This is a genomic window from Glycomyces tenuis DSM 44171 (assembly GCF_000427885.1).
Taxonomy (GTDB): Bacteria; Actinomycetota; Actinomycetes; order Mycobacteriales; family Micromonosporaceae; genus Glycomyces; species Glycomyces tenuis.
Genome location: NZ_ATYW01000015.1, coordinates 19,928 through 45,250, shown reverse-complemented (window position 1 = coordinate 45,250; position 25,323 = coordinate 19,928). Strand labels below are relative to the sequence as shown.

Below are 25,323 nucleotides of genomic sequence, written 5' to 3'. Positions count from 1 at the left end.
CCCGACGCGAACCACGAGCCGGCCGTGTCACCGCGCCGGCCGCCCACGAGACGAAGGCGAACCATGCGACCACTCACCGAAGACCTCCCCAGACGCCTTGCCGCCGCGACCGCGGCAGCGATCGCGGCGGCGGCCCTCGCCGCCACCGCGTTCACCGTCCCCGCCGCCGGCGCCGATACCGCCCGCGGCATCGACTGGCAGCCGTGCCCTGACCGGCCTGACATCGACTGCGCCACCATCGAAGTCCCTCTCGACTACGACCACCCCCACCGCGGCACGATCGAGATCGGCCTCGCCCGCGCCGAAGCCGCCGGCCCCGGCGAACGGATCGGCTCCCTCCTGGTCAACCCCGGCGGCCCCGGCGGATCCGGCGTCGACACCGTCAAAGACGGCTTCACACACCCCGCCTTCGACGTCATCGGCTTCGACCCGCGCGGCGTCAACACCAGCACCCCCGTCCAATGCGACCCCGCGCTCGTGCAGGCCGCGAACGCCATCGCCCACCCCGCGAACGAAGCCGAGTTCGAGGCCCGCCTCGCCGCCAACGCCGCCCTGACCGCCGACTGCCGCGAACGCACCGGCCCCCTCTTCGACCACATGGACACCCGCACCACCGTCGAGGACATGGAACGCATCCGCCGCGCCATCGGCGAAGGCGACCTCAACTACCTCGGCTACTCCTACGGCACCCTCATGGGCCAGCAGTACGCCGAGGAGTATCCGCACCGCATCCGCGCCATGGTCCTCGACGGCAACCTCGACCACGGCATCGACACCGCCTGGGAGTTCGCGAGCGCCGAGACCGCCGCCTTCGAGGACAACTTCACCGCCTTCACCGCCTGGTGCGACACCACTCCCGGCTGCGCCCTCGGCGGGGGCGCCGCGGCCGCCTACGAGGACCTCAAGACCGCCGCCCGCACCGGCACCCTCACCGACCCCGCCACCGGCGAGCCCGTCGACTTCCACGCCCTCACCGCCACCGCCTTCGCCGCGAACTTCCCGCAGCGCTGGCCCGACCTCGCCGCCGCCCTCGCCGCCCTCCGCGACGGCGTCCCCCACGAGGCGGCCCTCGCGGCCCCCGAGAGCGAACCGGTGAACTACGCCGCGCTCCCGATCTACTGCCAGGACTGGTCCTACCCCGTGCCCGACTTCGCGGCCTGGCAGGATCTCGCCGACCGGGCCGCCACGGCCTTTCCCACGGTCGAATGGAGCCCCTACAACGACAATCTGCTCGGCTGCCTCGGCACCGGTATCGAACAGACCAACCCGCAAGGGCCGCTCGACATCGACAACGCACCGCCGCTGCTGATCATCGGCACCCTCCACGACTACGCGAGCGTCCACCCCTGGTCGCGCACCGTCGCCGACCAGGCCGATCAGCACCTGCTCACCTATGAGGGCTACGGGCACACCATCTACGGCAAGGCCAGCGACTGCATAGACACCGTCGTCGACGCCTACCTCATCGACCTCGACCACCCGCGTCGAGACCAGAGCTGCCCCGGTCTCGACCACCCGCCGGCCCCTGCCGGCGGCACGAGTTGACAGGCGAGCCCCTCCCATGGCTCCTCAGGCCGCCACAGCCCCGACCGTCCCGACCCGGCGTTCAGGACGAGGAACTCGAAGCCCGCCTCCCCGAGCGGGCCCCCGATGGAACCGGTCGGAGGTTCGAACCCCCCGTCCTCCCGCTGGACCCCGTTGCAGCCGAACCGGAGGCCCAGCGGGCGGTATCGGACCGACGGGACCCGCCCTGGCCCGCCGAGGACCGCGGCGGGAAGGCTCGACCCCGGCCCGAGTCGGGCTCGGCGGGTGTGCTCAGCCGCTGGCGCCGGGGACGATGAGGCCGGTCTCGTAGGCGGCGATGACGGCCTGGGCGCGGTCGCGGAGCGCGAGTTTGGGGAGCACGCTGGAGACGTGGGTTTTGACGGTGTGGTCGCTGACGACCAGGGCGCGGGCGATCTCGGCGTTGGACAGGCCGCGGCCGAGCAGGAGCAGGATCTCCCGCTCGCGGGCGGTGAGACGGTCGAGGACGGCCCGATCGGCCCGGGGCCCGGTGCGATGGCGGACGACGTCGTCGATGAGGCGGCGGGTGACGGCCGGCGCGAGCAGGGCCTCGCCGGCGTGGGCGACGCGGACGGCGTGGACGAGATCGTCGCGGCGGACGTCCTTGAGGAGGAAACCGCTGGCGCCGGCGCGGAGCGACTCGTAGACGTAGTCGTCCTGGTCGAACGTGGTGAGGATGATGATCCTCGTGCCACTCTCGGCACGGAGCGCCTTCGCGGCCTCGATGCCGTCCATGACGGGCATGCGCACGTCGAGCAGGGCGATGTCGGGCCGGTGCTCGCGGACCGCGCTGACCGCGGCGGCGCCGTCGGCGGCCTCGGCGACGACTTCCATGTCGGGCTGGGCGTCCAGGATCATGGCGAAGCCGCTGCGGACCAGCTCCTGGTCGTCGGCGATCGCGATGCGGATGGTCATGTGCTGCTCCGGGGCAAGTGTGCTTCGACGGCGAAGCCGCGGCCGCCGGGACCGGCGGTGAAGGCGGCGGTGCCGCCGCAGGCGCGGGCGCGCTCGCGGATGCCGACCAGGCCGCGCCCTGCGACGGGGCCCGGTCCGGCGCCGACACCGTCGTCGGTGACGGTGATCGTCAGACCCTCGGTGCGCCAGTCGAGGGCGACGCGGGCGGTACCGGCGCCCGCGTGTCTGACTATATTGGTCAGCGCTTCTTGGACGATGCGGTAGCCTGCGGCTCCGGTGTCCGGCGGCAGGTCTGCCGGGGCCCCGAGACGGTGAGGGCGATGTCGACGCCGCCCCGGGCGGCGCTGTCGACCAGGGCCGGGATGCCGTCGATCGAGGGCGGCGGCGTCTCGTCCCGGCCGCGCTCCTCCCACAGGCCCAGGAGCCTGCGCACCTGCCCCATGGCGCCGCGGCCGGATTCGGCGATGGCGTCGAAGGCGGCCGCGGCCCGGTCGGGATCGGTGCGGACGACGACGGGCCCGGCCTCGGCCTGGACCACCATGAGGCTGACGGCATGGCCGAGGATGCCGTGCATGTCGCGGGCGATCAGCGCTCGCTCTCTGGCGGCCGCCCGCTGAGCCTCGGCCTCCTTCTCCTCGCGGAGCTTCTCGGCGAGCGCGTGTCGCTGGGCCGTGAGCCGCCCGAGAGCCCAAGCCGTCGCTATGAGGATGAGACCGCGCGCGGTGGTCTCGCCGCCAGTGGTGCCGATGACGACGCGGACGGCCTGGACCACGCCGATCACGCCGACCGCGGCCAGCGACCACGCCCTCGCGCGCCCGGTGCCGTAGGCAGCGGCCGTGTAGACCGCGACGAGGACGGCGTACGGCACCTCCTGGGGCGCGATGTCGGGATCGAACCCGGAGTACACCTGCTGCGCCGTGAGGACGGCGAGCAGGACCGCGAGCGGGGAGCGCCGCCGCCACACCAGCGGTGCGGCCAGCGCCAGGACCGGCAGGTACTGGGCGGGCGTCCAGCCCCCGGCCGGGTCGGCGACGCGGGTGGTGAACAGGAACGGCGCGGTGTGCCCGGCGAGGACGGCGAGAGCGACCGCGAGGTCGGCCGCCAATGGCGGCCGCGCGGACCAGCGGCCCCGGAGCGTTCGCAGCGGCATCATCGCGTTTCGTGTTCAGGTGTAGGAGGGCCCGGTCATGTTATAGACCGTGGCGATGCAGGCGAACGCGACTGTGGTCGCGGTGAGGATCGTGTAACCGACCCGCCCGTGCTTCGGCCACCAGCGCCGCCGCCAGGCGAGGACGCTGAAGGCGGCCATCGCGGCGCACGCGGGAACGGTGGGAGTGGCGGCAGCGAGGAGCACGACCAGCGGGGCCGAGGCGGTGGCGACCGCGATCTGGAACGCCGACGGCTCGCCCGCGAGCCCGATCAGCAGCACGGCGACGGTGGCGACGAGAGCGCATGCGCCCCAGGCGGTCAGGCTTGCGGCACGGGCGGTCCGCGGGCGGACCCGTCCCCGGCGGCGCGCGATCAGCGCCGCCACAGGGAACCAGAGGAGCCCGATGAGGGCGGCGGCGACCCCGAGGCCGAGGACCGCCAGATGGGGGCGAGGGCTCTCGAGCGGCCCGGTGCGGACGAGGACCTCGCTCGCGCCGGAGACGGCGATGGTGCCCTCCTCGGTGAAGACGAGCCGGTCCCAGGTGCCGGGCCGCTGGAACTGCCCGGGGGCGACCTGGACCCAGGTGACGCCGTCCCCCCAGATCCCGTGGGTGACGATGCCGCCGTCGCCGGCGGCTTCGACGCGGACGGGGGTCTCGAAGAGCGACTGCAGTTTGTAGAGGCTGTGCTCGCTGATGCGGCTGGAGCGGTACTGGCCTTCGTACTGCTCGGAGTCGCCGCCGGGCATCGGTTCGGGCGCGGGCGCCTCGAGGACGGGCAGGAGCTCGGCAGCGAGCAGCTCGGCGAGGGCGTGCCCGTCGATGCCCGCACCGCCGTAGCCGTCGCCGTTGGCGGCGATGTGGAGGCCGATCCCGTACTCGGGCAGCAGGAACATGGTGGTGTGGAAGCCGGGGAAGTCGCCGCCCTTGAACCAGGCGTCGTGGCCGGCGACGCGGATCTGCTCCCAGCCGAAGCCCATGCCCGGCAGGGACTCGTGCTCGGTGTACTGGCGGGCGAGCATCTGCTCGGCCACGCCGGGGCCGAGCCGCGGGTCGGCATCGAGGGCGGCGGCCATGTACCGGGCCATGTCGGCCGAGGTCGCGACCGGCCCGGCCCCCGAGGCGGGGAAGTCGGCGTAGGCGAGGTCGACGGCTGTGTTCTGCCCCATGCGGATCGCGTACCCGGTGGCTTTGGCCGCCGCGATCGCCTCGGGGTAGGGAAGGGCGACGGTGGTGCCGTCCATGCCGAGCGGTGCGAGCACGTGCTCGGCCACGTAGTCCTCGTAGGGGACGCCGGAGACGGCCTCGACGAGGTAACCGGCGAGCGCGAACCCGTAGTTGCTGTAGGTGACCGATGCACCGGGAGGCCGGACGCGCTCGGGCTGGACTTCGGCGATGCGCTCGCTGAAGTCGGGGATCTCGGCGGGATCGGTGCCGCCCGAGCCTACGAGGTGGTCGTCGTCGAATCCGGCGGTGTGGGTGAGCAGGTGCCTCAGGGTGACCGGCCGGCCGGGGTAGGCGTCCTCGATCTGGAAGCCGTCGAGGTATTCGTTGACGTCGGTGTCGAGGTCGAGACGGCCTTCGGCGACGAGCCGGAGTGCGGCCTGCGCGGTGAGCAGCTTCGCCTGCGACCCGATGAGGAACCCGGTGCGCTCGGGATCGACCGGCGTCCGTGCCTCGAGATCGGCGTGCCCGAAGCCATCGGAGTAGACGGTCGCACCGTCCGCCACGACGCTGACGGCGGCGCCCGGGATCTCCTGCGCCGCACGCGCCTCCTCGACATAGCCGACGACGACCGCTTCGATCCGCGCGGAGATGTCATCGGGTTCGGCCTGCGCCGAGCCCGGCACGAGCACGATGCCCGCCGATACGGCCCCGGCCAACAGCGGCTTCCACATGTGGTCCTCCAAGCTCGCGAGTGAACACGATCAATACTCGGAAGAAAACCGCCGCGGCGCATCGCCGCCGCGAGCGGTCTTCGACCTCACCCGCACGGGCGAGAACCGACAACCCCGAGCCTTCCCGCGACGGAACGCGTACGCGCGGGCACTGGCCCGGTGAGGCTCCGGGAGCCGGTTCGCGTGGCCGCCGACCCGCGGTGACGGGTCCGGGCAGGCCGCTGCAAGCTCCACCATGGGCAACCAGATGAACAGCGTAAACGCCGCTGGATCACGACTCGCGAGAGCCGGATCCGGCGGCGTCGTTTCGCAGCAGCGCCCGTGGCGAAAGGACCGAACCCGCCTCAGGTGAGGGCCGGGACGCGCCGCAGGTCCTCCACGGTCGTGGCGTACGGCAGGTCGACCAGCGCCCCGCCGGAGAAGAACCTGGTGATCAGGTCGACGACCTCGCCGGACCGCTCGAGGTGCATGAGATGGTCGGCCCGGCCCATCTCCACGAACCAGCTCTCCCGGCACGTCAGCGCGAACTCGCGGCACAGCGCCGGCGGCGTGAGCGTGTCGTGCTCCCCGACGAGGAACACCGTCGGCACCACCGGCTCCAGCGAAGTGTCGACCAGCTCGCGTTCGAGCAGCCGGCGGGTGTTCGCCACGAACTTGTCGAGCTCGTCGTCGGTCAGCTTCCCGAACCGCAGCGTCAGGATGCGCTTGACCACCGCCGCCGAGGCGATGTCCGCATGCGGGTCGACGGTCATGAGCGTCTCGACGGCGACCTGCCCGAACCGTTCCCGCTCACCCGAGGCGATGAGGTCGAGGACACCGAGCATCGCCGGGCGGGCGCCGTCGGGAATAGTGCTCATGGTGCCGGCCAAGGCCATTCGGGCCACCCGCTCCGGATCGGTCTGCGCGAGCCGGTAGGCGATCGCCGTGCCGTAGGAGCCCGCGAAGAGGTTGACCCGCTCCAGGCCCAGCTCGTCGAGCAGATGCCGCAGCGCCCCGGCGAGCAGTTCGGAGCCGTGCCGGGGCGGCAGGAGATCGGCCGCGCCCCAGCCCGGCAGGTCGGGGCAGACCACGTCGGCGCTCTCGAGCAGCCCCTGCTCGATCCGCCCCCAGTCCTCCTTGCGCTGCATGGCCCCGCCGATCAGCACCACCGGATCGAAACGCGGATCGGCCGAGCGGGACACGCGCGAGCAGTACCGGAACCCCTCCCACTGGTGTGCGTGGACGGTGGAGGGAAGCGGCGTGCGCGGCATGGAGACTCCCATTCGATGATCACTGGGCGACGCTGGAGATATGGGAGGCCACTGTAACGGGATAAATGCGAATTTCTGGTATTTTGTGGCGCGGCCGGGTCGTATGTCCGCCTTCGCGGGCGGGTCGAGCTCAGGCCGCGACGCCCTTCCACGCCCACCACAGGCCCGCGTAGACACCCTCGGCCGCGAGCAGCTCCTCATGCGTCCCCTCCTCGGCGATGCGGCCCTCCCGCACCACCGCGATCCGGTCGGCGGCCTCGGCCGCCTGAAGCTGGTGGGCGATCGCGATGACGGTGCGCCCGTGCAGCGCCGCCGCCAGCGACGCCTCCACACTCCCCGCGCTGCCCGGGTCGATGCCCGCGGTGGCCTCGTCGAGGATCACCACGTCCGGGTCGGCCAGGATGACCCGCGCCAACGCCAGCTGCTGCGCCTCGGCCAAGTTCAACTCGTGGAACTCCTCGCCCAGCATCGTGTCCAGGCCGTCCGGCAGATCCGCCGCCCAGCGCGCGTCCACCATCCCCAGCGCCCGCCTCAGCTGCTCGTCGTCGGCCTCCGGCGAGGCCAGATTCAGGTTGTCGCGCAACGTCGCGGTGAAGATGTAATGCTCCTGCGTCACCAGGATCACCTTGCGCCGCAGCTCCTCCAGCGGAACATCGGCGACGGCCGCGCCGCCGAGCGTCACCGATCCGGTGCGCGGGCGGTCGATCCCCGCGATGAGCCGCGCGATCGTCGACTTGCCCGCCCCCGAAGGACCGACCACCACCAAGCGCTCGCCGCGCCTCGGATGCAGGCTCAACCCGTGCAGCACGTCGGGGCCGTCCCCGTAACCGAAGGTGACATCGTCGAGCCGCACCTCCGCGCCCTCCGACGCGGCGCCGCGCTCCTCGTCGGGCATGAGGTGCACGCCCTCGACACGAGCCATCGCCGCCCCGCCCATCTGGAACTCGCTGAGCGCCATCATGGAACGGAACACCGGGCCGTCCAGCCGCAGCGTCAGCATCGCGACCGCCACGACCTCCCCGACCGACACCCACCCCTCCATGTACCACAGGCCGCCGACGACGGTGACGACCACCGCCGGAGTCAGGAAAGCCAGGTCGGTGGCGGGAAAGAACCACGTCTGGAGGCGCACGATCCCCTTGAGCCGCTTCATGTGGGCGGCCGCGCGCCCGTAGCCGGCCTCACGGCGCTCGTCCTGCATCCGGTAGGCCGCCACGGCCTGCGCACCCGCCGCCGAGGCCGTCAGCGTCTCGGCGATCTCGCTCAGCGCCGCCCGCTCCTTGAGGAACACCGGACTGGCCAGGCGCACATAGCGGCGCCCCGCCAGGACCAGCGCCGGAGCGCCGACGAGGAACAGCAGGCCCAGCAGCGGACTGACCACGAACGCGGCGGCGGTGATGACGACGACCTCGATGAGCGCCACGGCCACCTCCGGCCCGGTCTTGCGCAGCAGCTCCGCGACCGCGCCGACGTCTCCGGAAGTGCGCGTGGCGAGATCGCCCGTCCCGGCCCGCTCCACGGTGCCCAGCGGCAGGCGCAGCACCCGGTCGATGAACGACTCCCGCAGCCTGGCCGCGGCCCGCTCCCCGAGCCGGTAGCCGAGGCGGCGGCCGGTGCGCATGAGGACCAACTGCGCCACGACGCACCCGGCGATGACCGCGCACACCAGGTCGACCCGCGAAGCCGTCCAGCCGGTGCCGATGCCGTCGATGACCTCGCCGAGCATGACCGGCAGCGCCGCGCTCGCCCCGGCCGCGGCGACATAGAGGGCCACGACGCCCGCGAAGGCGGCCTTGTCGTCGAGGACGAGCCGCTTGACCGCGCGCATCATCTCGGCGCGGCCCGCAACCGGCAGGCGGGTGGAGGGGACGCTCATCGGGACTCCTGTCGGGATGTGAGGCTGCGGTATTCGCCGTCGAGGGAGAGCTCGGCGTGGGTGCCGGTGGCGCGGACCTTGCCGTCCCACATCCACGCGACCACGTCGGCACGGGCCAGCCACAGCGGCGAGGCGGTGACGACGGCGGTGGTGCGCCCGCGGCGGGCCGCGGCGACGCGCTCGGCGATGAGGGACTCGGTGTGGGCGTCGACCGCCGAAGTCGGCTCGACGGCCAGCAGCGTCTCGGCGTCGGCCGCGAGCGCCCGGGCCAGCCGCAGGCGCTGGCGCTGGCCGCCGGAGAGGTTGCGCCCGCCGTTGGTGACCTCCCCGTCGAGCGTCGAGCCGAGGCTGGAGTGGACGTCCTCGGCGCAGGCGACCCGGATGGCGCGCATGGCCGCCTCGGGCTCGACCCGGAGGGTCTCGCCGAGGCTCTGCGCGAACAGGTAGTCCTCGCGCAGCAGCAGGACGCCTTCGCGGACCGCGTCGAGCTCCAGCTCGGCGAGCGGCACGCCGCCCCACTCGGCCTGCGAGTCACGGTAGCGGGCGAGGCGCTCGAGGGCGAGCGCGGCGGGCTTCCCTTCGGCGCTGACGACGACGGTGAGCTTCCCCGGTTCGACGGCCAGCCCGCTCTCCCGGTCGCGCAGGATGCCGCTGGCCTCGCGCCGGGTGCCGCCGTCGGCGATGTCGGGCCCGGTCTTGAAGAACGCGGTCAGCCGCCGCGAGGAGACCTGCGCGGCGATGACGGCCTGCGCCATGCCGATGAGGGCGCCGGCGTGCTGGGCGAGGAGTGCGGTCATGCCGAAGGCGGCCGACAGCTCGCCGATGGTGATGGCCTCGTCCAAGGCCAGGCGCGCCCCGACCCAGGTGACGACGGCGATGAGTGCGAGCGGCAGGCTCGCCCGCAGGCCCTGCACCCACGAGTCGGCGGTGGCGACCCCGTAGCCGGCCTCGCGCAGCTCCGCCGAGGCGGCGCGGTAGCGCTGGGAGAACTGGGCCTCGCCGCCGACGCCTCGCAGCACCCGCAGGCCCCCGACGACGTCGGCGGCCTGCCCGGTGAGGGTGGCGACGCTTGCGCGGTAGGCGATCTGGTGGTGCTGGAGCCGGCCGAGGAGGGGGCCGACGAGGAAGCCGATGGCGAACACGCCGCCGGCGGCGACGGCGCCGAGCCTGGTGTCGGTGTTCCACAGGATGACGGTGCCGACGGCGAGCATGACCAGGCCCATCCAGCCGAAGCCGAGCTGGAAGATGAACGAGCCGGTCTTGTGGGTGTCCTCGGTGGAGAGGTTGACCATCTCGCCGGGGGAGACGCTCCCGCGCACGCCGGTGCCGGCGGTGTTCAGGTGGTCGGTGAGCGCCTCGACAGTGCCGACGCGCGAGTGCGACTCGGCCATGAACAGGAAGCGGTACCCGGCGACGAAGATCCAGGAGCTGGCGATCGCCGTCGCGACGAGCGCGAGCGACCAGGGGAGCAGTGTCGCGGTGGAGCGGGCGATGATCACCTCGTCGATGACTTTGGAGATCACCCACGGCAGCAGGATCCAGGCCGTGCCAGAGACGCTCAGCGCAAGGAATCCGAGGAGCACTCGCGAGGTCTGCGCCCGCGCGACCTGCCAGAGGTACCGCCACGGGGTGGTGGGGATGTCGGCCGGGGAGGGCGGGACGGGGCGCAGCGGGTTCGGCTTCACAAGGTTCAAACGTAAGGAAGGTTCCCGGTGCCGGCAATGCGTTTTCCGGCGATACGGCCGTGATGAGCGCCGCCTGTGACGGGCCCCGCAATCATCACTGATCGGGCACTGATTGAGCACTGACCGGGCAGTGCTCACGCTGGCCGAGTGCTGACCGGGTACTGGCTGGGCTGCGCTCCTCGCCGGCCGAGTACTGACCGCCGTGCGTTCATCGCTGGCCGGGCGCTGGCCGGGTTGTGCCCTGCTCGCGAACCGGGTCTGGCCCAGTGGTGTGGTGGGGTGCGCGGTGCGTGAGGGTTTGGCGCGGGCGGGCGAGGTGGCCGGTCCCGCTCGCCCGCGCCGTTTCCCGCGGGACCTCTGTAGGCGCCGCGCGCGGGAGCGACCCGCGCGCGATCTTCTATGGCGGTGCCCGCGGATCCCACTCGCACTGCCTGCCTACAGAGGCAGAGGAAAGTCAGAGGAACTACCAGCGCTGTATCCGTTTTTGTATGGACACTCTCACGCGTAGTCAAGACTTTCAAGGATGCTTTTTCGGCCTGTGGATAACTTCGCGAGCAGGTGGTGTTTTCCCTGTTCAATGCGCTTGGTGAGTTATGCTCGGGGATCGGTTCGCCTGTGGATGACTGTCCGGTGCGCGCGGGGTCACCTCTGTATCCTCGCCAGGGCCTCGGCCGCGCTGTGGAGCCCCGAAGTGAACCTCGGGTTGGCGCTCATCGCCGGTTCGGCCCTCGCGATCGCCCTCCACGCGTCGTCCTTGTACGTCTCATCGCCCGTCGCCTGGAACGCCTCCAGCAGCGCCGTCGCGGCCAGGGCCCAGCCCGAGGCCGTCGGGCCGTCGTGCACGTCCGCCGGCCGCGTCACCAGCGCCTCGGCGTCGGTCGCCGTGTCGTGGAAGCCGCCCAGGCCGTCGGTGAAGCGGCCGCGGATCTGCTCCAGCAGCGCCGCCGCCCGCTCGGTCCAGGCCCCGCCGAGGCGCAGGAAGCCCAGCGCCACCGCCGCGTAGTCCTCCAGCACGCCCGGCGCCTCGGACGCCGTGCCGCCCAGTGAGGCCCGTGCCAGGCGGTCGTCCTCGCCCAAGTGGAGGCGCGCCAGCGTCTCGGCGGCCCGCTCGGCCGCCAGGAGCGAGTCGCGGTGACCTGTCCGGGACGAGTACTCGGCCAAGGCCGCGATCGCCAGGCCGTTCCAGGCGGCCACCACCTTGTCGTCGCGGCCCGGCTGCGGCCGCCCCCTGCGGGCGGCCAGCAGGCGGTGCCGGATCGCCGCCAGCCGCGCGCCGTCGGCCGGATCGCGCGGCAGGAGCAGCACGTTCGCGTCGTGTTCGAAGTTCGGTCGGCCTTCGGCCAGCCCGAAGGCCTCGGCCGCCCAGGCCGCGTCGTCCACGCCGAGCGTCTCGGTCAGGTCCTGGAAGGTCCACACGTACGTCAGGCCCTCGACGCCGCCGGTGTCGGCGTCGAACGCCGCCGCGAAGCCGCCCTCGGCGGTCGAGAAGTGCTCCAACAGGAACGCGGCGGTCTCGTCGGCCACCCGCGCGTACAGCTCGCCTTCGCCGTACAGCCGCGCGTACAGCCACAGCAGCTCGGCGTTGTCGTACAGCATCTTCTCGAAGTGCGGCACCACCCACGCCTCGTCGACGCTGTAGCGGGCGAAGCCGCCGGCGAGCTGGTCGTAGATCCCGCCGCGGGCCATCCGCTCGGCGGTGAGCCTGACGTGGTCCAGCGCCGCCTCGTCGCCGCTGCGCACGTAGTGGTCCAGCAGGAACCGCAGCGAGGGGACGCTGGGGAACTTCGGGGCGGTCCCGAATCCGCCGTTGGTGCGGTCGGCCGAGGCCAGGAGGGCCCGCGCGGCACTGTCGAGCATCTCGGTGCGCACCGGCGGGGCCGGGGGACACGGGCCGTCCAGCGGGCAGGCCACCGTGATGTCGGCGAACGGCGGGCCGGTCTGCGCGCTCGCCTGGACGATCGCCGCTCCTTGGCTGCGAAGCTCTTCGCGCTGCTCGGTCCACGCGGTGTGCACGGCGTCGAGCAGCCGCAGGAAGTGCGGCTTGGGGAAGTAGGTGCCGGCGAAGAACGGGGTGCCGTCGGGGAAGGCGAACACGGTCATCGGCCAGCCGCCCTGCCCGGTGATCGCCATGGTCGCCTGCATGTACACCGCGTCGAGGTCGGGGCGCTCCTCCCGGTCGACCTTGACGGGCACGAACCGCTCGTTCATCGACGCCGCCACGGTCGCGTCCTCGAACGACTCGTGCGCCATGACGTGGCACCAGTGGCAGGTGGAGTAGCCGATGCTGATGAGCAGCGGGACGTCGCGGCGCTCGGCCTCGGCGAGCGCCTCCGGGCTCCACTGGCGCCACGCGACCGGGTTGTCGGCGTGCTGGCGCAGGTACGGCGAGAGGGCGTCGGCGAGCTCGTTCATGCCTCCAGACTGTCACACGCGGAGCCGGAGGGGACGCGGTGAGCTGGCGTGGCGGCGGCACGCCGGAAGGCGGGGGTAAGGCTGGCTGTACCGGGCGGCGGGGGCAGGCTGGGCGGTGAAGTGGGGCGCCCGCGTCACTGCGCCCGCGCCGTTCCGCGGCGAGCCTTGAGGGCATGAGTTCACAAGCCCCCCAGCGAGTTCACGACATCACCTTGCAGCGGTTGACGACCGCCGGCTTCGCGCTGCTCGGCACGGGCCTGGTCTCCATGGTCGTGCTGCACGCGACCTCGGGACTGAACCCGGTCGACGTCGTCATCAGTCTGCATCTCTACACGCCGCTGGGCTGGCTGCTGCCGGTGTCCCTGGCGCTGTTCGGCGGCGGCGCGTGCGCCTTCGCCTTCGCCGCGCGCAGGGCCGGCGCCCCCCGCTGGCTGAGCCGGATGCTCCTGGTCTGGGCCGGGTTCCTGGCGCTGGTGGCGCTGTTCCCGACCGACCCGCCCGGGCTCGACGAGGTCTCGGTGGTCTCGGCGATCCACCGCTACTCGGCGTTCTGCGCGTTCGCGACGATGGCGCTCATGGGCCTGGCCTTCAGCCGCTGGGCGAAGAGCGCCGACGGCGGGGAGCGGTGCCCGGCGCCGGTCCGCCGGGCGGTCGCGGTCTTCAGCTGGATCGGGCTCCTCGCGTTGGTCTCGTGCTCGACGCCGTACGTCATGGAGTGGTTCGGCGTGCCGCGCGAACCGGGCGCGTACGCGGCCGGTCTCCTGCAGCGCACGACGGTCGGTTCGGAGCTGGTGGCGCTGGCCGTCCTCGGCGGCTGGCTGCGCGAGCGGCGGGCCGGTTCAGGACGCGAGTTCGCCGCGGCGGCGCCCGCGGCGCCGGTCGCGGCGGATCAGCAGCAGCAGGCCGAGCCACGATACGGCTATGACGACGAGGGCCGCCCAGCGTACCTCGGTCGTGAGTTCGGCGGGGTAGATGACGTCCTCGAGGTGCGTGCCGGTGAAGCCGCCCGCTTCCATGCCGGCCTGGCCGGCGCGGAGCCGGAGCTCGTGCTCCAGCGGCGTTAGCGGGCAGTCGGTGCCGGTCACGACGTGGACGAGGGCGTAGGCGGCGGTGGCGGCGTGGACGAACCAGACTCGGCGCCACCGCCACGCCACGAAGCCGCCCAGCAGCAGGAACGCCAGGAACAAGAAGTGGGCGGTCATCGTGAGGTCCGCTAGGAGCCCGTAGGGCATGCCGCACCTCCGGCGGTGGCTATGCCCCTATTATCCAGCTTCCGGCGGCCCGTGTCAGTAGAAGCCCTCGGACTCGGACTGGGCCCACGCTCCGCAGGGGGTGTCGTACTTCCCCTGGATGTAGCCCAGGCCCCAGTTGATCTGGGTGACCGGGTTGGTCTCCCAGTCGTCGCCTTCGGTGGCCATCTTGGAACCCGGGTAGGCCTGGGGGATGCCGTAGGCGCCGATCGAGTTCGCGGCCAGCTCGTTCCAGCCCGACTCCTTGGACCAGAGTTGCTCCAGGCACGCGAACTGCTCGAGGTCGAAGCCCCAGTCGAGGGTGATCGCGCAGCCGGTGGCTCGGTTGCCGGAGAACTCGTCGCAGCTGGAGGGGATGTCCACTGAGGTGGGGTTGCTGTTCGCGGCCTCCGCGGCGGCGGCGGCCTCGGCGGCCGCTTGGGCTTCGGCTTCGGCGTCGTCGAGGCCTTCGGCCTTGGAGACCGCGTAGTCGGCGACGGCCGCGGCCTTGGTGTCGACGTCGGCCCCGGCGGTCGCCTCGATGTAGTTGAGGTGCAGCGTCCTGGTCTGCTCGTACGCCGCTTCGGCCTCGGCCTGCTGTTCGGCGGCGGCCTGGCTGGGGTGGGCGGCGTCGTCCTCGGCCGGGGTGTCGCTGATGGCGCTGACGGCGATGACCGCGCCGAGCGCGAGGACGAGGACGGCGGCGAGCCGGGCCGCGTGGCGGGTCAGCAGGGGGATCATGTCGTCGGCTCCTGTGAGCGGTCGCGGTCCGCGCCGCCGGGGCGGGCGCGGACCATCGGGGGACAAAGGGGTCGGGGTTTCAGTACCAGCCGTTGTTCTCGGAGTGCTCCCAGGCCGCGCAGGGGGTGCCGTAGCGGCCTTCGATGTAGCCCAGGCCCCAGCGGATCTGGGTGACCGGGTTGGTCTCCCAGTCGTCGCCCTCGCTGGACATCTTCGATCCGGGCAGGGCCTGGGGGATGCCGTAGGCGCCGATCGAGTTCGCGGCCAGCTCGTTCCAGCCCGACTCCCTGCTCCACAGCGCCTCGAGGCAGCCGAACTGCTCGAGGTCGAAGCCCCATTCGAGGTTGATGGCGCAGCCGGTGGCTCGGTTGCCGGAGAACTCGTCGCAGCTGGAGGGGATGTCCACTGAGGTGGGGTTGTTGTTCGCCGCTTCCGCGGCGGCGGCGGCCTCGGCGGCCGCTTGTGCCTCGGCTTCGGCGTCGTCGAGGCCTTCGGCCTTGGAGACCGCGTAGTCGGCGACGGCCGCGGCCTTGGTGTCGACGTCGGCGCCCGCGGTCTCGGCGATGTAGTTGACGTGCTGGAATCGCACTTCCTCGTACGCCGCTTCGGCTTCGGCCTGCTGTTCGGCGGCGGCCTGGCTGGGGTGGGCGGCGTCGTCCTCGGCCGGGGTGTCGCTGATGGCGCTGACGGTGATGACGGCCCCGAGTGCGAGGACGAGGACGGCGGCGAGTTTCGAACCGTACCGGGTCAGCAGTGGGATCATTCGCTCAACTCCTGTGTCGCGGGCACGTGTCCACATGTGCCCGCGACACAGCATGACAGAGCCGGGCCGCTAGCCTTCGAGCAGGTTGGTGACCATCTCCGCGATCTCGGAGCGCTCACTTCGCGTGAGGGTGACGTGCGCGAACAGTGGGTGTCCTTTGAGGACGTCGATGACGGAGGCGACGCCGTCGTGCCGGCCGACCCGGAGGTTGTCCCGCTGGGCCACGTCGTGCGTGAGGACGACCTTCGAGCCCTGGCCGATGCGCGAGAGCACGGTCAGCAGCACGCCGCGCTCCAGGGACTGGGCCTCGTCGACGATGACGAACGCGTCGTGGAGGCTGCGGCCCCTGATGTGGGTCAGCGGCAGCACCTCGAGCATGCCGCGCTCGAGGACCTCGGTGATGACGTTGTCGTCGGTGACCGCGCCGAGCGTGTCGAACACGGCCTGGCCCCACGGGCTCATCTTCTCGCCCTCGGTGCCGGGCAGGTAGCCCAGCTGCTGCCCGCCGACGGCGTACAGCGGGCGGAAGACGATGACCTTCTTGTGGACCTCCCGCTCCAGGACCTGCTCGAGCCCGGCGCACAGCGCGAGGGCCGACTTGCCCGTGCCGGCCTTGCCGCCCAGGGAGACGATGCCGATCTCGGGGTCCAGGAGCAGATCGAGGGCGACGCGCTGCTCGGCGGAGCGGCCGTGGATGCCGAAGGCCTCCCGGCCGCGGACGAGCCGGATCTTCTTGTCGGCGGTGACGCGCCCCAGCGCCGAGGCGCCGGAGCCGCCGAGGACGAGGCCGGTGTGGCAGGGCAGGCCCGTCTCGGGCGGCAGGTCGACGTCCTCGCCGTTGAAGAGCCGGTCGATGTCCTCGTCGGCGACCGCGATCTCGGCCATGCCGGACCAGGTGGGGTCGACGGCCTGGCCGTGGCGGTACTCCTCGGCGGGGACGCCGACGGCCGCGGCCTTGACGCGCAGCGGCATGTCGTTCGTGACCAGAACGGTGCTCTGCCCCTCCTCGCCGAGGCTGTGGGCGACGGCCAGGATGCGCGAGTCGTTGGCGTCGACGGCGAAGCCCGCCGGCAGGCCGGAGGTGTCGACGTGGTTGAGCTCGACCCGGAAGGTCCCGCCGGCCTCGCCGATCGCGATCGGCTCGTCGAGGCGCCCGTGCCGGACGCGGAGCTCGTCGAGGCGCCGGAGGCATTCGCGGGCGAACCAGCCGAGTTCGGGATGGTGCCGCTTCCCCTCCAGTTCGCCGATGACCACGAGCGGGACGACCACGTGATGTTCGTCGAACCGTGAGAACGCTCCAGGATCCGATAGCAGAACCGAGGTGTCGAGGACGTAGGTGCGCTGTGTCAGCACGGTCGCCTCCCGGGTGTCGATGTGTGGGGGACCAGCCCCGTTGGTATTCACACTCTAGTTGGGAGGTGTGTCACTTCGCTACCGTTAAATGCGTTGAAACCGTAACTCGAGGTCACTGGCGCGTCGGGAATCCGACAAAATAGACACGCCCGGTTATGGACCGATCACGGAAAGTCGCCCCACTTTCGGTGAGAATGAACATCGTGTCCACCGTGAGCGTCGCCGAACTCAAATCGGCCATCGCCGCCGCCCTCCAGCAGGTCCGCGACGGCCAGGCCGCCATCACCGCCGCCAGCCAGAACATCGAGGCCGCCCAGGGGCGCCTGTCGGCCGTCACGGCCGGCTCGGGCCACGACGCCGTCGCCACCGCCCAGGCCGCGCTCGCGCAGGCCGCCGCCGAACTCGAACAGTCCCTCGCCGCCACCTTCGCCGCCGCCGAGCAGGCCGAAGGCTACGCCTCCACCCTCTGAGAACGGAGCCCCTGTGGACGTCGCCGCCCTCGCCAGCGGGCTCCGCGCCCTCGCCGCCGAGCTGCCCGCCACAGGCCTGGCCGCCGCCGACGACCACCTCGACCGCGCCCTGGCCGAGCTGCGGGAGGCCGCCAGGGAATCGGGCGCCGAACTCGGCCTCCACCGCCTCGGCGCCGCCCGCGAGCACCTCGCCGCCGCGCGCACCCGCCTGGCCGAAGCGGGCACGGCCGTCGACGACTACCTCGAGGCCATCGGCGCCGCCGCAGCCGCGGCCGGCGCCGCCCCGGCCGCGACCGGGCCCGCCCCGAAACCGGCCGCGGCCGTCGACCCCCGGCAGTGGTGGACCGAGCGCGTCGACGAGCTGTGCCGCCGCACCGGCACGCCCGCACCCGCGCAGGCCGCCCCCACGGCCCTGTTCAACGAGCTGCTCAAGGCCGCCGCCGACGGCTCGGCCGCGACCTACCACCGCCGCCTGCGCGACGCCGGACCCGAGACCGGCGTCAAACTCCCCGGCCTCGCCTGGCCGCTCGTCCGCGCCCTCGCCGCCGAGCACCTCGGCCGCGCCCCCACCGCCCGCGACCTGCCGGTGCTGCGCGACCGCTGCGCCGACCGCGTCCGCGCCCTCGTCCCCGGCGTCGACGCCGAGCACCTCGCGGCCGCCCTCGCCGCCGCCTGCACCCTCGGCCCCGCGCGGCGCCGCGGCGACGCGGCCGAGACCGCCGCCCTCGGCCCGGCCCTGGTCGCCGCCCTCCACCGGCTCCCCCGCACGAGCACCGGCACGAGCGAGCGGAAAGGCCGACGATGAGCAGCTGGCGCAGGCGACTGGTGGCCGCGATGGCCGAGGAACTGAGCACCGCCCGCGGCGAGGCCCGCGAACTCGCCGAACGCGCCGCGACGGCCGCATCGGCCGCGCGCGCCGAGACCGAGGTCGCCATCGGCGCCGCCGAACGCAGGCAGGCCGGGCTCGGCGCCGTCCACGAGCGCGTGGCCGCCACCCTCGAGGCGAGGCGGGCGCACGCGGTCCGCGCCGGCGCCCAGGCCGTCGCCGACGCCGCGGCCCTCGCCGCGCCCACCGCGGCCGGCGCGTCCTGGGACGGCTGGATCCCCTACCCGGCGCCCGGCAGGGGCCCCGCCCCGCTCCTGCGCGTCGGCGCCCTCGACGAGAGCGCCTTCGACGGCAGTGCCTGCGGCACCCCCGCGCTGCCCGCGCTCGTCGCCCTCCTCGACCGCGCCCACCTGCGCATCGCCTCCGACGCCGCCGCGGCCCTGCCCGGCCTGCTGCTGCGGGCCGTCGGCGCCGCCCCCGCCGGGGCCGTCCGCCTCCACGTCTACGACCCCGAGCGCCTCGGCGGCTCCCTCGCCTCCTTCGCGCCCCTCGGCAAGGCCGGCCTGCTGTCCTTCATCGGGCCCTCGGGGCTGCGCGACGCGCTCGACGCGCTCGTCGAAGACGTCAGGCGCGTCAACGCCGACGTCCTCGCGGGCGAGCACGCCACCCTCGCCGAGCTCGCCGCCGCCACCGGGCGGCGCCCCGAGCCCTGGCGCGTCCTCGTCCTGCTCAACTCCGACATCGCCGCCTGGACCGCCCACGAGCGAGCCCAGCTCGCCCGCCTGCGGCGCACCGGCGTCGGCGCCGGCGTCCACCTCGTCGCCGTCGGCGACGGCCCCCTCGGCGAGGACCCGGCCGAGACCGACGACCCGCTCCGCCTGAGCGCCACCGCCTACACCGGCCTGCCCGGCGCCCGCCTCCGGCTCGACCCCGCCCCGCCCGCGCGCACCGTCACCGCCGCCGCCAAGGCCGTCGCCGAGAAGCACCTCGCCGGCCGGGAACCGGCCCGCCTGGTCGACCTGCTCCCCGCCCGGCTGTGGGCCGCCAGCTCCGCGGGCGGCCTCGACGTCGCCCTCGGCGAGCGCCCCACCGGCGACGTCGCCCGCGTCGCCCTGGGCGACGACCCGCCGCACGCGCTCGTCGGCGGCCCCTCCGGCTCGGGCAAGACCAACCTCCTCTACGCCTGGATCGCCGCGCTCGCCTCCACCTACCACCCCGACGAGCTCGCGCTGTACCTCCTCGACTTCAAAGAGGGCGTCTCCTTCGCCCGCTTCGCCGCGGGCAGGAGGGACCCCACCTGGCTCCCGCACGTCCGCCTCGTCGGCGTCAACATCAACGACGACCGCGAATTCGGGCTCGCGCTCCTGCGGCACCTCAAGGCCGAACTGCGCCGCCGCGCCGAGGCCGCCAAGGCCCACGAGGCCACCAAGCTCGAAGAGCTCCGCGAGGCCGACCCCGGCGGGCACTGGCCCCGCATCGTCGCCATGGTCGACGAGTTCCAGGTCCTCCTCGAAGCCCGCGACGCGGTCACCGACGAGGCCGTGAGCCTGCTCGAAGACCTCGCCAGGCGCGGGCGCGGCCAGGGCATCCACCTCGTCCTCGCCTCGCAGGACGTCGCGGGCATCGAGGCGCTGTGGGGGCGCCCCAGCCTGGTCGCCCAGTTCACGATGCGGATCGCCCTGCCGAAGGCCCGCCGCGTCCTCGCCGAGAACAACCACGCCGCCGACACCGTCCCGCGCTTTCACGCCATCGTCAACGCCGAATCCGGCGTGCCCGGCGCCAACACCACCGTCGCCCTCCCGAACGCGGGACACGCGGCCGCCTGGGAGCCGCTCCAGCGGCGGCTGTGGGAGGCCAGGCCCGAAGGCAACACCCCGCCTATGCTGTTCGACGGCGACCTCGTCCCCGCGTTCACCGGACAGGTGCCGCGGACCGAGACGGCGCTGCTGGGCCAGACGATCGACGTCGCCGCCAGGCCCGCCGAGCTCGCCCTCCACCGCGCGCCCGGCCGCAACCTCGCCGTCCTCGGCACCCGCACCGCCGAGGCCGCCGACGTCCTCGCCGCCGCCGCGCTCTCCGCCGCCCGCGCCCAGACCGTCGCCGTCGACCTGTGCTGCCTCGAACCCGACGCCGCCGCCGGGGCCCTCGCCCTCGCCGCCGCCCTCGAGACCGAAGGCGCCGACGTCGCCTGGCACGACGGCCTCGCCGAGACCTGCAAGGACTGGCAGACGCGCGCCGACGGCGCCTTCCGGCTCGTGCTGCTGTACGCCGTCGACGCCGGCTCGCCCCGCCTCGACGCCGCCGAGGCCGCGTCGTTCCGCTCGATGCTCCTGGACGGCCCCGAACGCCACCTCCACACCCTCGGCTGGTGGCGGTCCGTCCCGCGACTGCGCGAAGACCTCGGCGGCTTCGCCGCCCGCTTCGACGCCGTCGACGCCTGGCTCGCCCTCGACGTCCAGGGCCCCGAACTCGCGCCGCTCTCACCGGCCTCCGGCGGCCCCGCCTGGTACCCCCGGGCGAGGCGCGGCCTCTACTTCGACCGCGCCCGGCACCGCGCCCCGCACGTGGTCATCCCCTACCGCGCCACCGAAGGCCTCCCGCGACCGACCGCCGTCCTCGACGGCCCGCTCTGAGAGGCGCCATGGACACCGAATACGCCGACGCCGTCGCCCGCTACCGCAGCGAACGCGAGGCCGCCGACGCCGAGATCCGCTCCGCCCGCGACGCCTACCGGGCCGAGACCGCATCGCTCGCCGCCGCCGTCCGGGCCGCCCGCGAGCGGCGCGGCGAGGCCGACCGCGCCGCCGCCGAGGCCACCGCCCTGGTCGCCGAGACCGACAAGGCCGTCACGGAGCTGTGGCGGGCCCTCGGCGGCTTCGTCGGCCCCCGCCGCACCGGCCAGGTCCCCCCCGCCGGACCGGCGGGGGAGAGCGCGGACGCCGCCGCGGTCCGCGCCCGCATCGCCCGCGCCGGACGCCTGCTCGAACTCGCCCGGCAGGGTGAACTGCCCATCGACGCGCCCCGCCACACCGAACCGGCCGCCGCCGGCATCGGCGCCGCCCTCGGCGCGGCCGCCGTCGCCCTCGCCGCCTGGACCCTCACCGCCGACCCCGGCGACGCCGTCGCGCTCCGCCGGGCCCTGGCGGCGGCGACCCTGTTCGCGGGCGTCGCCGCCGGCCCGATCGTCCTCGGCGCGTGGCTGTCCTGGCAGTACCGGGTGCGGCCCCGCCCCACCCAGACGATCGCGTGCGTCGCCGCGGCCGTCGTCGCCACATGCGCGCTGGCGGGGGTGTTCCTGCGGGGGACGTGACAGCCGACTTGCCGCCATGAGGTACACCTGATGCGTCCCCGAAACGTGAGGAGACCGTTCCATGGCGGGCATCGACGACACCAGCTCGTGGCATTACGGCCCCCTGCCGTCCACCGACGACGCCCCGGCGTGGATCTTCGGCATCGTCCCCGACGGTTGGATCGCCGGCATGCCGGAGGTGAGCGTCGACCGCGACGAGATGATCATCATCTGCCCGCTCCCGGCCCCCGACCACCCCGGCGACGCCACCGAGTCCGACCGCGCCGCCACCGAGGAGGGCCGCATCTCCCGGTTCCGCGAGGCCACCCGCGACATGCGCGTCCAGATCGCCCAGCAGCTCCAGTACCGCTACCACCGGCAGGCCTCCTGGGGCGCCAGGTGCGGGGCCACCACCATGGTGTTCACCCACCAGTCCATACCGGTCACCACCAGGCTCCGCCAGCCCGAGCGGCTCGTCCTCGACACCCTCGTCGGCTCCGGCGTGGCCGCCTCCCGCTCCGACGCGCTCGCCTGGTGCGTCCGGCTCGTCGAGCAGCACGCCGAGGACTGGCTCAAGGAACTGCGCGAGGCGATGCTCAGCGTCGACGACCTGCGCCGCCGCGGCCCCGCCGTCTGACAGCGGAGCCCTTCACAGCAGCAGCGCCGCCACGGCCGCCAGCACGGCCGCGACCGCGACCGCCGAGCCGATCGCCCACGCCCTGGCCCGGTGGCCCCCCGGCACTGCCTCGTGTTCCCTGCGGTGCGCCATCGCCGCCTCCGATGCTCGACCTGCGGTGAGTATGGCTTGCATCCTCGCGCGGCCCGCCGCGCCGCGCCGGGGAAACACCCGAAACCCGCCCCGGGCGGCGCCTCCGCACGCCTCCTCGCAGTGCGCTAACGCGCTCGAACAATGATCGAAACCGATCCGATTCGTTGGTGCGGTGAACCTAATTCATGGTTTCGCTATCACTCTTGCTCGAAGAAGCATGAAATACAAGTAGATCTGCTCATTCCGAGCTCGAATGCGCAAGCATTCGAAACCTGCGTGAGAAATCCCTGCTCAAGTCGTCTTCATTCGAGCATTACCGCCTCGGTGAGGGCAGGAGGTCCCGTAACGTCCAAGACACCGGTCCCGGCCGGCGACCCCGCCCGCGACCGGACCGCCCTGAACCGAAGGAGCGACAGTGAGCACAGTTTCAGAGACCGCAGAACCCACGACGGGGCTTATGCGTCCGCCGACCCGCCACGAGCGCCTCATCGCGTGGGTGGCCGAGATCGCGGACCTCACCGGCCCCGACCAAGTCGTCTGGTGCGACGGATCCGACGCCGAATGGCGGCGCCTCACCGCGGAGCTGGTGGCGTTCGGCACCCTCGAGCCCGTCCCCGCCAAACCGGACTCGTTCCTCGCCCGCACCGACCCCGACGACGTCGCACGCGTCGAGGAGCGGACCTTCATCTGCTCGAACGACCCCGAGGATGCCGGCCCCACCAACAACTGGACCGCCCCCGACTACATGCGCGAGACCATGACCGAGCTTTACCGCGGCTCGATGCGCGGACGCACCATGTACGTCGTCCCCTTCTGCATGGGCTCGCTCGAAGCCGACGAACCCCGATTCGGCGTCGAACTCACCGACTCGGCCTACGTCGCCGTCAGCATGCGCATCATGACCCGCATGGGCGCCGACGTCCTCGAGGCCATGGGCGAGGACGCCGACTTCGTGCCCTGCCTGCACTCGGTCGGCAGGCCGCTCGAGGCCGGCGAGGCCGACGTGCCGTGGCCGTGCAACGAGACCAAGTACATCTCCCACTTCCCCGAGGACCGCGAGATCTGGTCCTACGGCTCGGGCTACGGCGGCAACTCGCTGCTGGGCAAGAAGTGCTACGCCCTGCGCATCGGATCCGTCATCGGCCGCGACGAGGGCTGGCTGGCCGAGCACATGCTCATCCTGCGCCTGACCAGCCCCGAAGGCAAGGTCTACCACGTGACCGGCGCCTTCCCCTCGGCCTGCGGGAAGACGAACCTCGCGATGCTCGAGCCGACCATCCCCGGCTGGAAGGTCGAGACGCTCGGCGACGATATCGCCTGGCTCCGCTTCGGCGCGGACGGCCGGCTGTGGGCCTCGAACCCCGAGTCCGGCTTCTTCGGGGTCGCCCCCGGCACCGACTACAAGACCAACCCCAACGCGATGCGCACCATCGAACGGGGCCACACCCTGTTCACCAACGTCGCGCTCACCGAGGACGGCGACGTGTGGTGGGAGGGCATGGGAGAGGCGCCCGAGCACGCCGTCGACTGGCGCGGGCAGCCATGGACGCCCGAGGCCGAAGGCCCCTCCAGCCACCCCAACAGCCGGTTCTGCACGCCGATCAGGCAGTGCCCGGTCCTCGCCAGGGAATACGACGACCCGCGGGGCGTGCCGATCGACGCGATCCTGTTCGGCGGGCGCCGGGCCACCACCGTGCCGCTGGTGACGCAGGCCCGCGACTGGGTCCACGGCGTCTACATGGGCGCGACGCTCTCCAGCGAGACCACCGCCGCCGCCGCCGGCCAGGTCGGCCTGGTGCGGCGCGACCCGATGGCGATGCTGCCGTTCATCGGCTACAACGCCGCCGACTACTTCGGGCACTGGATCGCGATGGGCAAGGCCGCCACCGACGCCTCGCTCATGCCGCAGGTGTTCTACGTCAACTGGTTCCGCCGCGGCGACGACGGCCGGTTCCTGTGGCCGGGCTTCGGCGAGAACGCCCGCGTCCTGAAATGGGTCGCAGAACGCCTCGAGGGCCGCGCCGACGCCGTCGAGACCCCGATCGGGCACTGCCCGACACCGGAGTCGCTGGACGTCTCGGGGCTCGACATCGACCCGACCGACCTCAAGGCCGCCCTCGAGGTCGACCGCGACGAGTGGATCGCCGAGATCCCGCTCATCGAGAGCTGGTTCACCCGCTTCGGCGACAAGCTCCCCGCGATGCTCTGGAGCGAGCTGGACGCGCTGAAGCACCGCCTCGACCTGCGCTGAGCACCACCTGCCCCCACCCGGGGAGACGTGCGGGCCGCCGCCACCGGGCGGCGGCCCGCGGGCCGCGACTCGGTGCCCGCAGGAGCGCCCGGCGCACCGGCCTACAATTGTCGGTCGTGGCGATCGCAAACCTGCTTTACCGCATCTACGAGCGCCGGCTCGCCAACGAGCTGGCGGGCAGGCCGCTGCCCAAGCACATCGGCGTCATGGTCGACGGCAACCGCCGCTGGGCGCGCGACATGGGCCTGACCGACCCCAACGACGGCCACAGGGCCGGCGCCAAGCACATCGAACGCTTCCTGTCCTGGTGCGAGGAGCTCGGCGTCGAGCACGTCACCATCTGGCTGCTGTCCACCGAGAACCTCTCCCGGCCCGCCGAGGAGCTCGACCCGCTGCTCGACATCATCTGCGAGCTCACCGAGGAACTGGCCGAGACCCCCCAGCCGTGGCAGCTGCGGATGGTCGGCGCCCTCGACCTGCTCCCGCGCGACCACCAGTCCCGCCTCAAGGACGCCCAGCAGCGCACCGCCGGCAAACGCGGCGTCCAGGTCAACCTCGCCGTCTGCTACGGCGGCCAGCGCGAGATCGCCGACGCGGTCCGCTCCCTGCTGCTCGAGCACGCCGAGGCCGGCCTCACCCTGGAGCAGGCCGCCGAGGCCGTGGACGCCGCCTCCATCGCCAGGCACCTCTACATGACCGGTCAACCCGACCCCGACCTGGTGATCCGCACCTCCGGTGAGCAGCGGCTGTCCGGTTTCCTGCTGTGGCAGTCGGCGTACTCGGAGTTCTACTTCTGCGACTCGAACTGGCCGGACTTCCGCCGCGTCGACTTCCTGCGCGCCGTCCGCTCCTTCGCGACCCGCAACCGCCGCTACGGCAGATAGC

Annotated in this window: 20 protein-coding genes and 1 pseudogene; 9 read left to right on the top strand and 12 right to left on the bottom strand. The window is 72.9% G+C overall.

What is annotated here, in order from left to right; genetic code table 11:
• The first annotated feature begins 63 nt into the window (after positions 1-63).
• Positions 64-1,545: an alpha/beta fold hydrolase gene (locus YWW_RS30975; RefSeq protein ID WP_051325912.1), complete on the top strand. Its 1,482-nt coding sequence runs from the start codon at positions 64-66 to the stop codon at positions 1,543-1,545.
• A 270-nt stretch (positions 1,546-1,815) separates the two neighbouring features.
• Here YWW_RS30975 and YWW_RS0116165 read toward each other — a convergent pair whose 3' ends face one another.
• The 8 genes from YWW_RS0116165 to YWW_RS30955 all read right to left on the bottom strand — a co-directional run bounded on the left by YWW_RS0116165 (position 1,816) and on the right by YWW_RS30955 (position 12,747).
• On the bottom strand, positions 1,816-2,478 hold the full coding sequence (locus tag YWW_RS0116165) for a response regulator (RefSeq protein WP_026930921.1): 663 nt from the start codon (positions 2,476-2,478) through the stop codon (positions 1,816-1,818).
• Entirely contained in the window at positions 2,475-2,711 is a 237-nt protein-coding gene (locus YWW_RS38270; protein WP_425402701.1) for a sensor histidine kinase, read from the bottom strand. Before YWW_RS38270 ends, YWW_RS0116165 begins: the two co-directional genes overlap by 4 nt.
• Before the next feature lie 5 nt (positions 2,712-2,716).
• Positions 2,717-3,631 carry a DUF7134 domain-containing protein gene (locus YWW_RS30970; protein WP_051325911.1) on the bottom strand — a complete coding sequence of 305 codons (915 nt, stop codon included), beginning with the start codon at positions 3,629-3,631 and terminating at the stop codon, positions 2,717-2,719.
• Positions 3,632-3,643: 12 nt separating this feature from the next.
• Positions 3,644-5,524 (bottom strand): serine hydrolase domain-containing protein, encoded by a 1,881-nt coding sequence (locus tag YWW_RS30965; RefSeq protein ID WP_051325910.1) that lies wholly within the window; start codon positions 5,522-5,524, stop codon positions 3,644-3,646.
• Positions 5,525-5,868: 344 nt separating this feature from the next.
• Positions 5,869-6,774: an alpha/beta fold hydrolase gene (locus YWW_RS30960; protein WP_051325909.1), complete on the bottom strand. Its 906-nt coding sequence runs from the start codon at positions 6,772-6,774 to the stop codon at positions 5,869-5,871.
• Between the two features lie 130 nt (positions 6,775-6,904).
• Entirely contained in the window at positions 6,905-8,650 is a 1,746-nt protein-coding gene (locus tag YWW_RS0116145) for an ABC transporter ATP-binding protein (protein WP_026930920.1), read from the bottom strand.
• Entirely contained in the window at positions 8,647-10,335 is a 1,689-nt protein-coding gene (locus tag YWW_RS0116140) for an ABC transporter transmembrane domain-containing protein (RefSeq protein WP_155830209.1), read from the bottom strand. Before YWW_RS0116140 ends, YWW_RS0116145 begins: the two co-directional genes overlap by 4 nt.
• Before the next feature lie 642 nt (positions 10,336-10,977).
• Positions 10,978-12,747 (bottom strand): thioredoxin domain-containing protein, encoded by a 1,770-nt coding sequence (locus YWW_RS30955; protein ID WP_035704633.1) that lies wholly within the window; start codon positions 12,745-12,747, stop codon positions 10,978-10,980.
• A 173-nt stretch (positions 12,748-12,920) separates the two neighbouring features.
• On the opposite strand from YWW_RS30955, the pseudogene YWW_RS0116130 reads away from it, so the two are divergent.
• Positions 12,921-13,547: pseudogene (locus tag YWW_RS0116130) on the top strand (DUF998 domain-containing protein); the annotation flags it as partial.
• Positions 13,548-13,586: 39 nt separating this feature from the next.
• On the opposite strand, the gene YWW_RS38265 reads toward YWW_RS0116130, so the two are convergent.
• The 4 genes from YWW_RS38265 to phoH2 all read right to left on the bottom strand — a co-directional run bounded on the left by YWW_RS38265 (position 13,587) and on the right by phoH2 (position 16,833).
• Complete coding sequence (locus tag YWW_RS38265; protein WP_425402700.1) at positions 13,587-13,949, bottom strand: DUF2784 domain-containing protein; 363 nt, start codon at positions 13,947-13,949, stop codon at positions 13,587-13,589.
• A gap of 84 nt (positions 13,950-14,033) precedes the next feature.
• Positions 14,034-14,717: an aggregation-promoting factor C-terminal-like domain-containing protein gene (locus YWW_RS0116125; RefSeq protein WP_026930917.1), complete on the bottom strand. Its 684-nt coding sequence runs from the start codon at positions 14,715-14,717 to the stop codon at positions 14,034-14,036.
• A 79-nt stretch (positions 14,718-14,796) separates the two neighbouring features.
• Entirely contained in the window at positions 14,797-15,480 is a 684-nt protein-coding gene (locus YWW_RS0116120; RefSeq protein WP_026930916.1) for an aggregation-promoting factor C-terminal-like domain-containing protein, read from the bottom strand.
• Positions 15,481-15,549: 69 nt separating this feature from the next.
• Complete coding sequence (phoH2, locus tag YWW_RS0116115) at positions 15,550-16,833, bottom strand: RNA 5'-3' helicase PhoH2 (RefSeq protein ID WP_026930915.1); 1,284 nt, start codon at positions 16,831-16,833, stop codon at positions 15,550-15,552.
• Between the two features lie 203 nt (positions 16,834-17,036).
• Here phoH2 and YWW_RS0116110 point away from each other — a divergent pair, with 203 nt between their 5' ends.
• From YWW_RS0116110 to YWW_RS0116075, 7 genes are all read left to right on the top strand, one after another.
• Positions 17,037-17,303: a hypothetical protein gene (locus tag YWW_RS0116110; RefSeq protein WP_211228590.1), complete on the top strand. Its 267-nt coding sequence runs from the start codon at positions 17,037-17,039 to the stop codon at positions 17,301-17,303.
• Positions 17,304-17,316: 13 nt separating this feature from the next.
• Entirely contained in the window at positions 17,317-18,108 is a 792-nt protein-coding gene (locus YWW_RS0116105) for a hypothetical protein (protein WP_026930913.1), read from the top strand.
• Positions 18,105-20,762, top strand: a complete 2,658-nt coding sequence (locus tag YWW_RS30950; protein WP_051325908.1) for an FtsK/SpoIIIE domain-containing protein — start codon at positions 18,105-18,107, stop codon at positions 20,760-20,762. Before YWW_RS0116105 ends, YWW_RS30950 begins: the two co-directional genes overlap by 4 nt.
• An 8-nt stretch (positions 20,763-20,770) precedes the next feature.
• Positions 20,771-21,439: a hypothetical protein gene (locus YWW_RS0116095; protein ID WP_026930912.1), complete on the top strand. Its 669-nt coding sequence runs from the start codon at positions 20,771-20,773 to the stop codon at positions 21,437-21,439.
• A gap of 61 nt (positions 21,440-21,500) precedes the next feature.
• Positions 21,501-22,055: a hypothetical protein gene (locus YWW_RS0116090; RefSeq protein ID WP_051325907.1), complete on the top strand. Its 555-nt coding sequence runs from the start codon at positions 21,501-21,503 to the stop codon at positions 22,053-22,055.
• A gap of 547 nt (positions 22,056-22,602) precedes the next feature.
• Positions 22,603-24,438: a phosphoenolpyruvate carboxykinase (GTP) gene (locus YWW_RS0116080; protein WP_245595443.1), complete on the top strand. Its 1,836-nt coding sequence runs from the start codon at positions 22,603-22,605 to the stop codon at positions 24,436-24,438.
• Between the two features lie 116 nt (positions 24,439-24,554).
• Positions 24,555-25,322, top strand: a complete 768-nt coding sequence (locus YWW_RS0116075) for an isoprenyl transferase (protein WP_026930909.1) — start codon at positions 24,555-24,557, stop codon at positions 25,320-25,322.
• Position 25,323 lies beyond the last annotated feature (1 nt).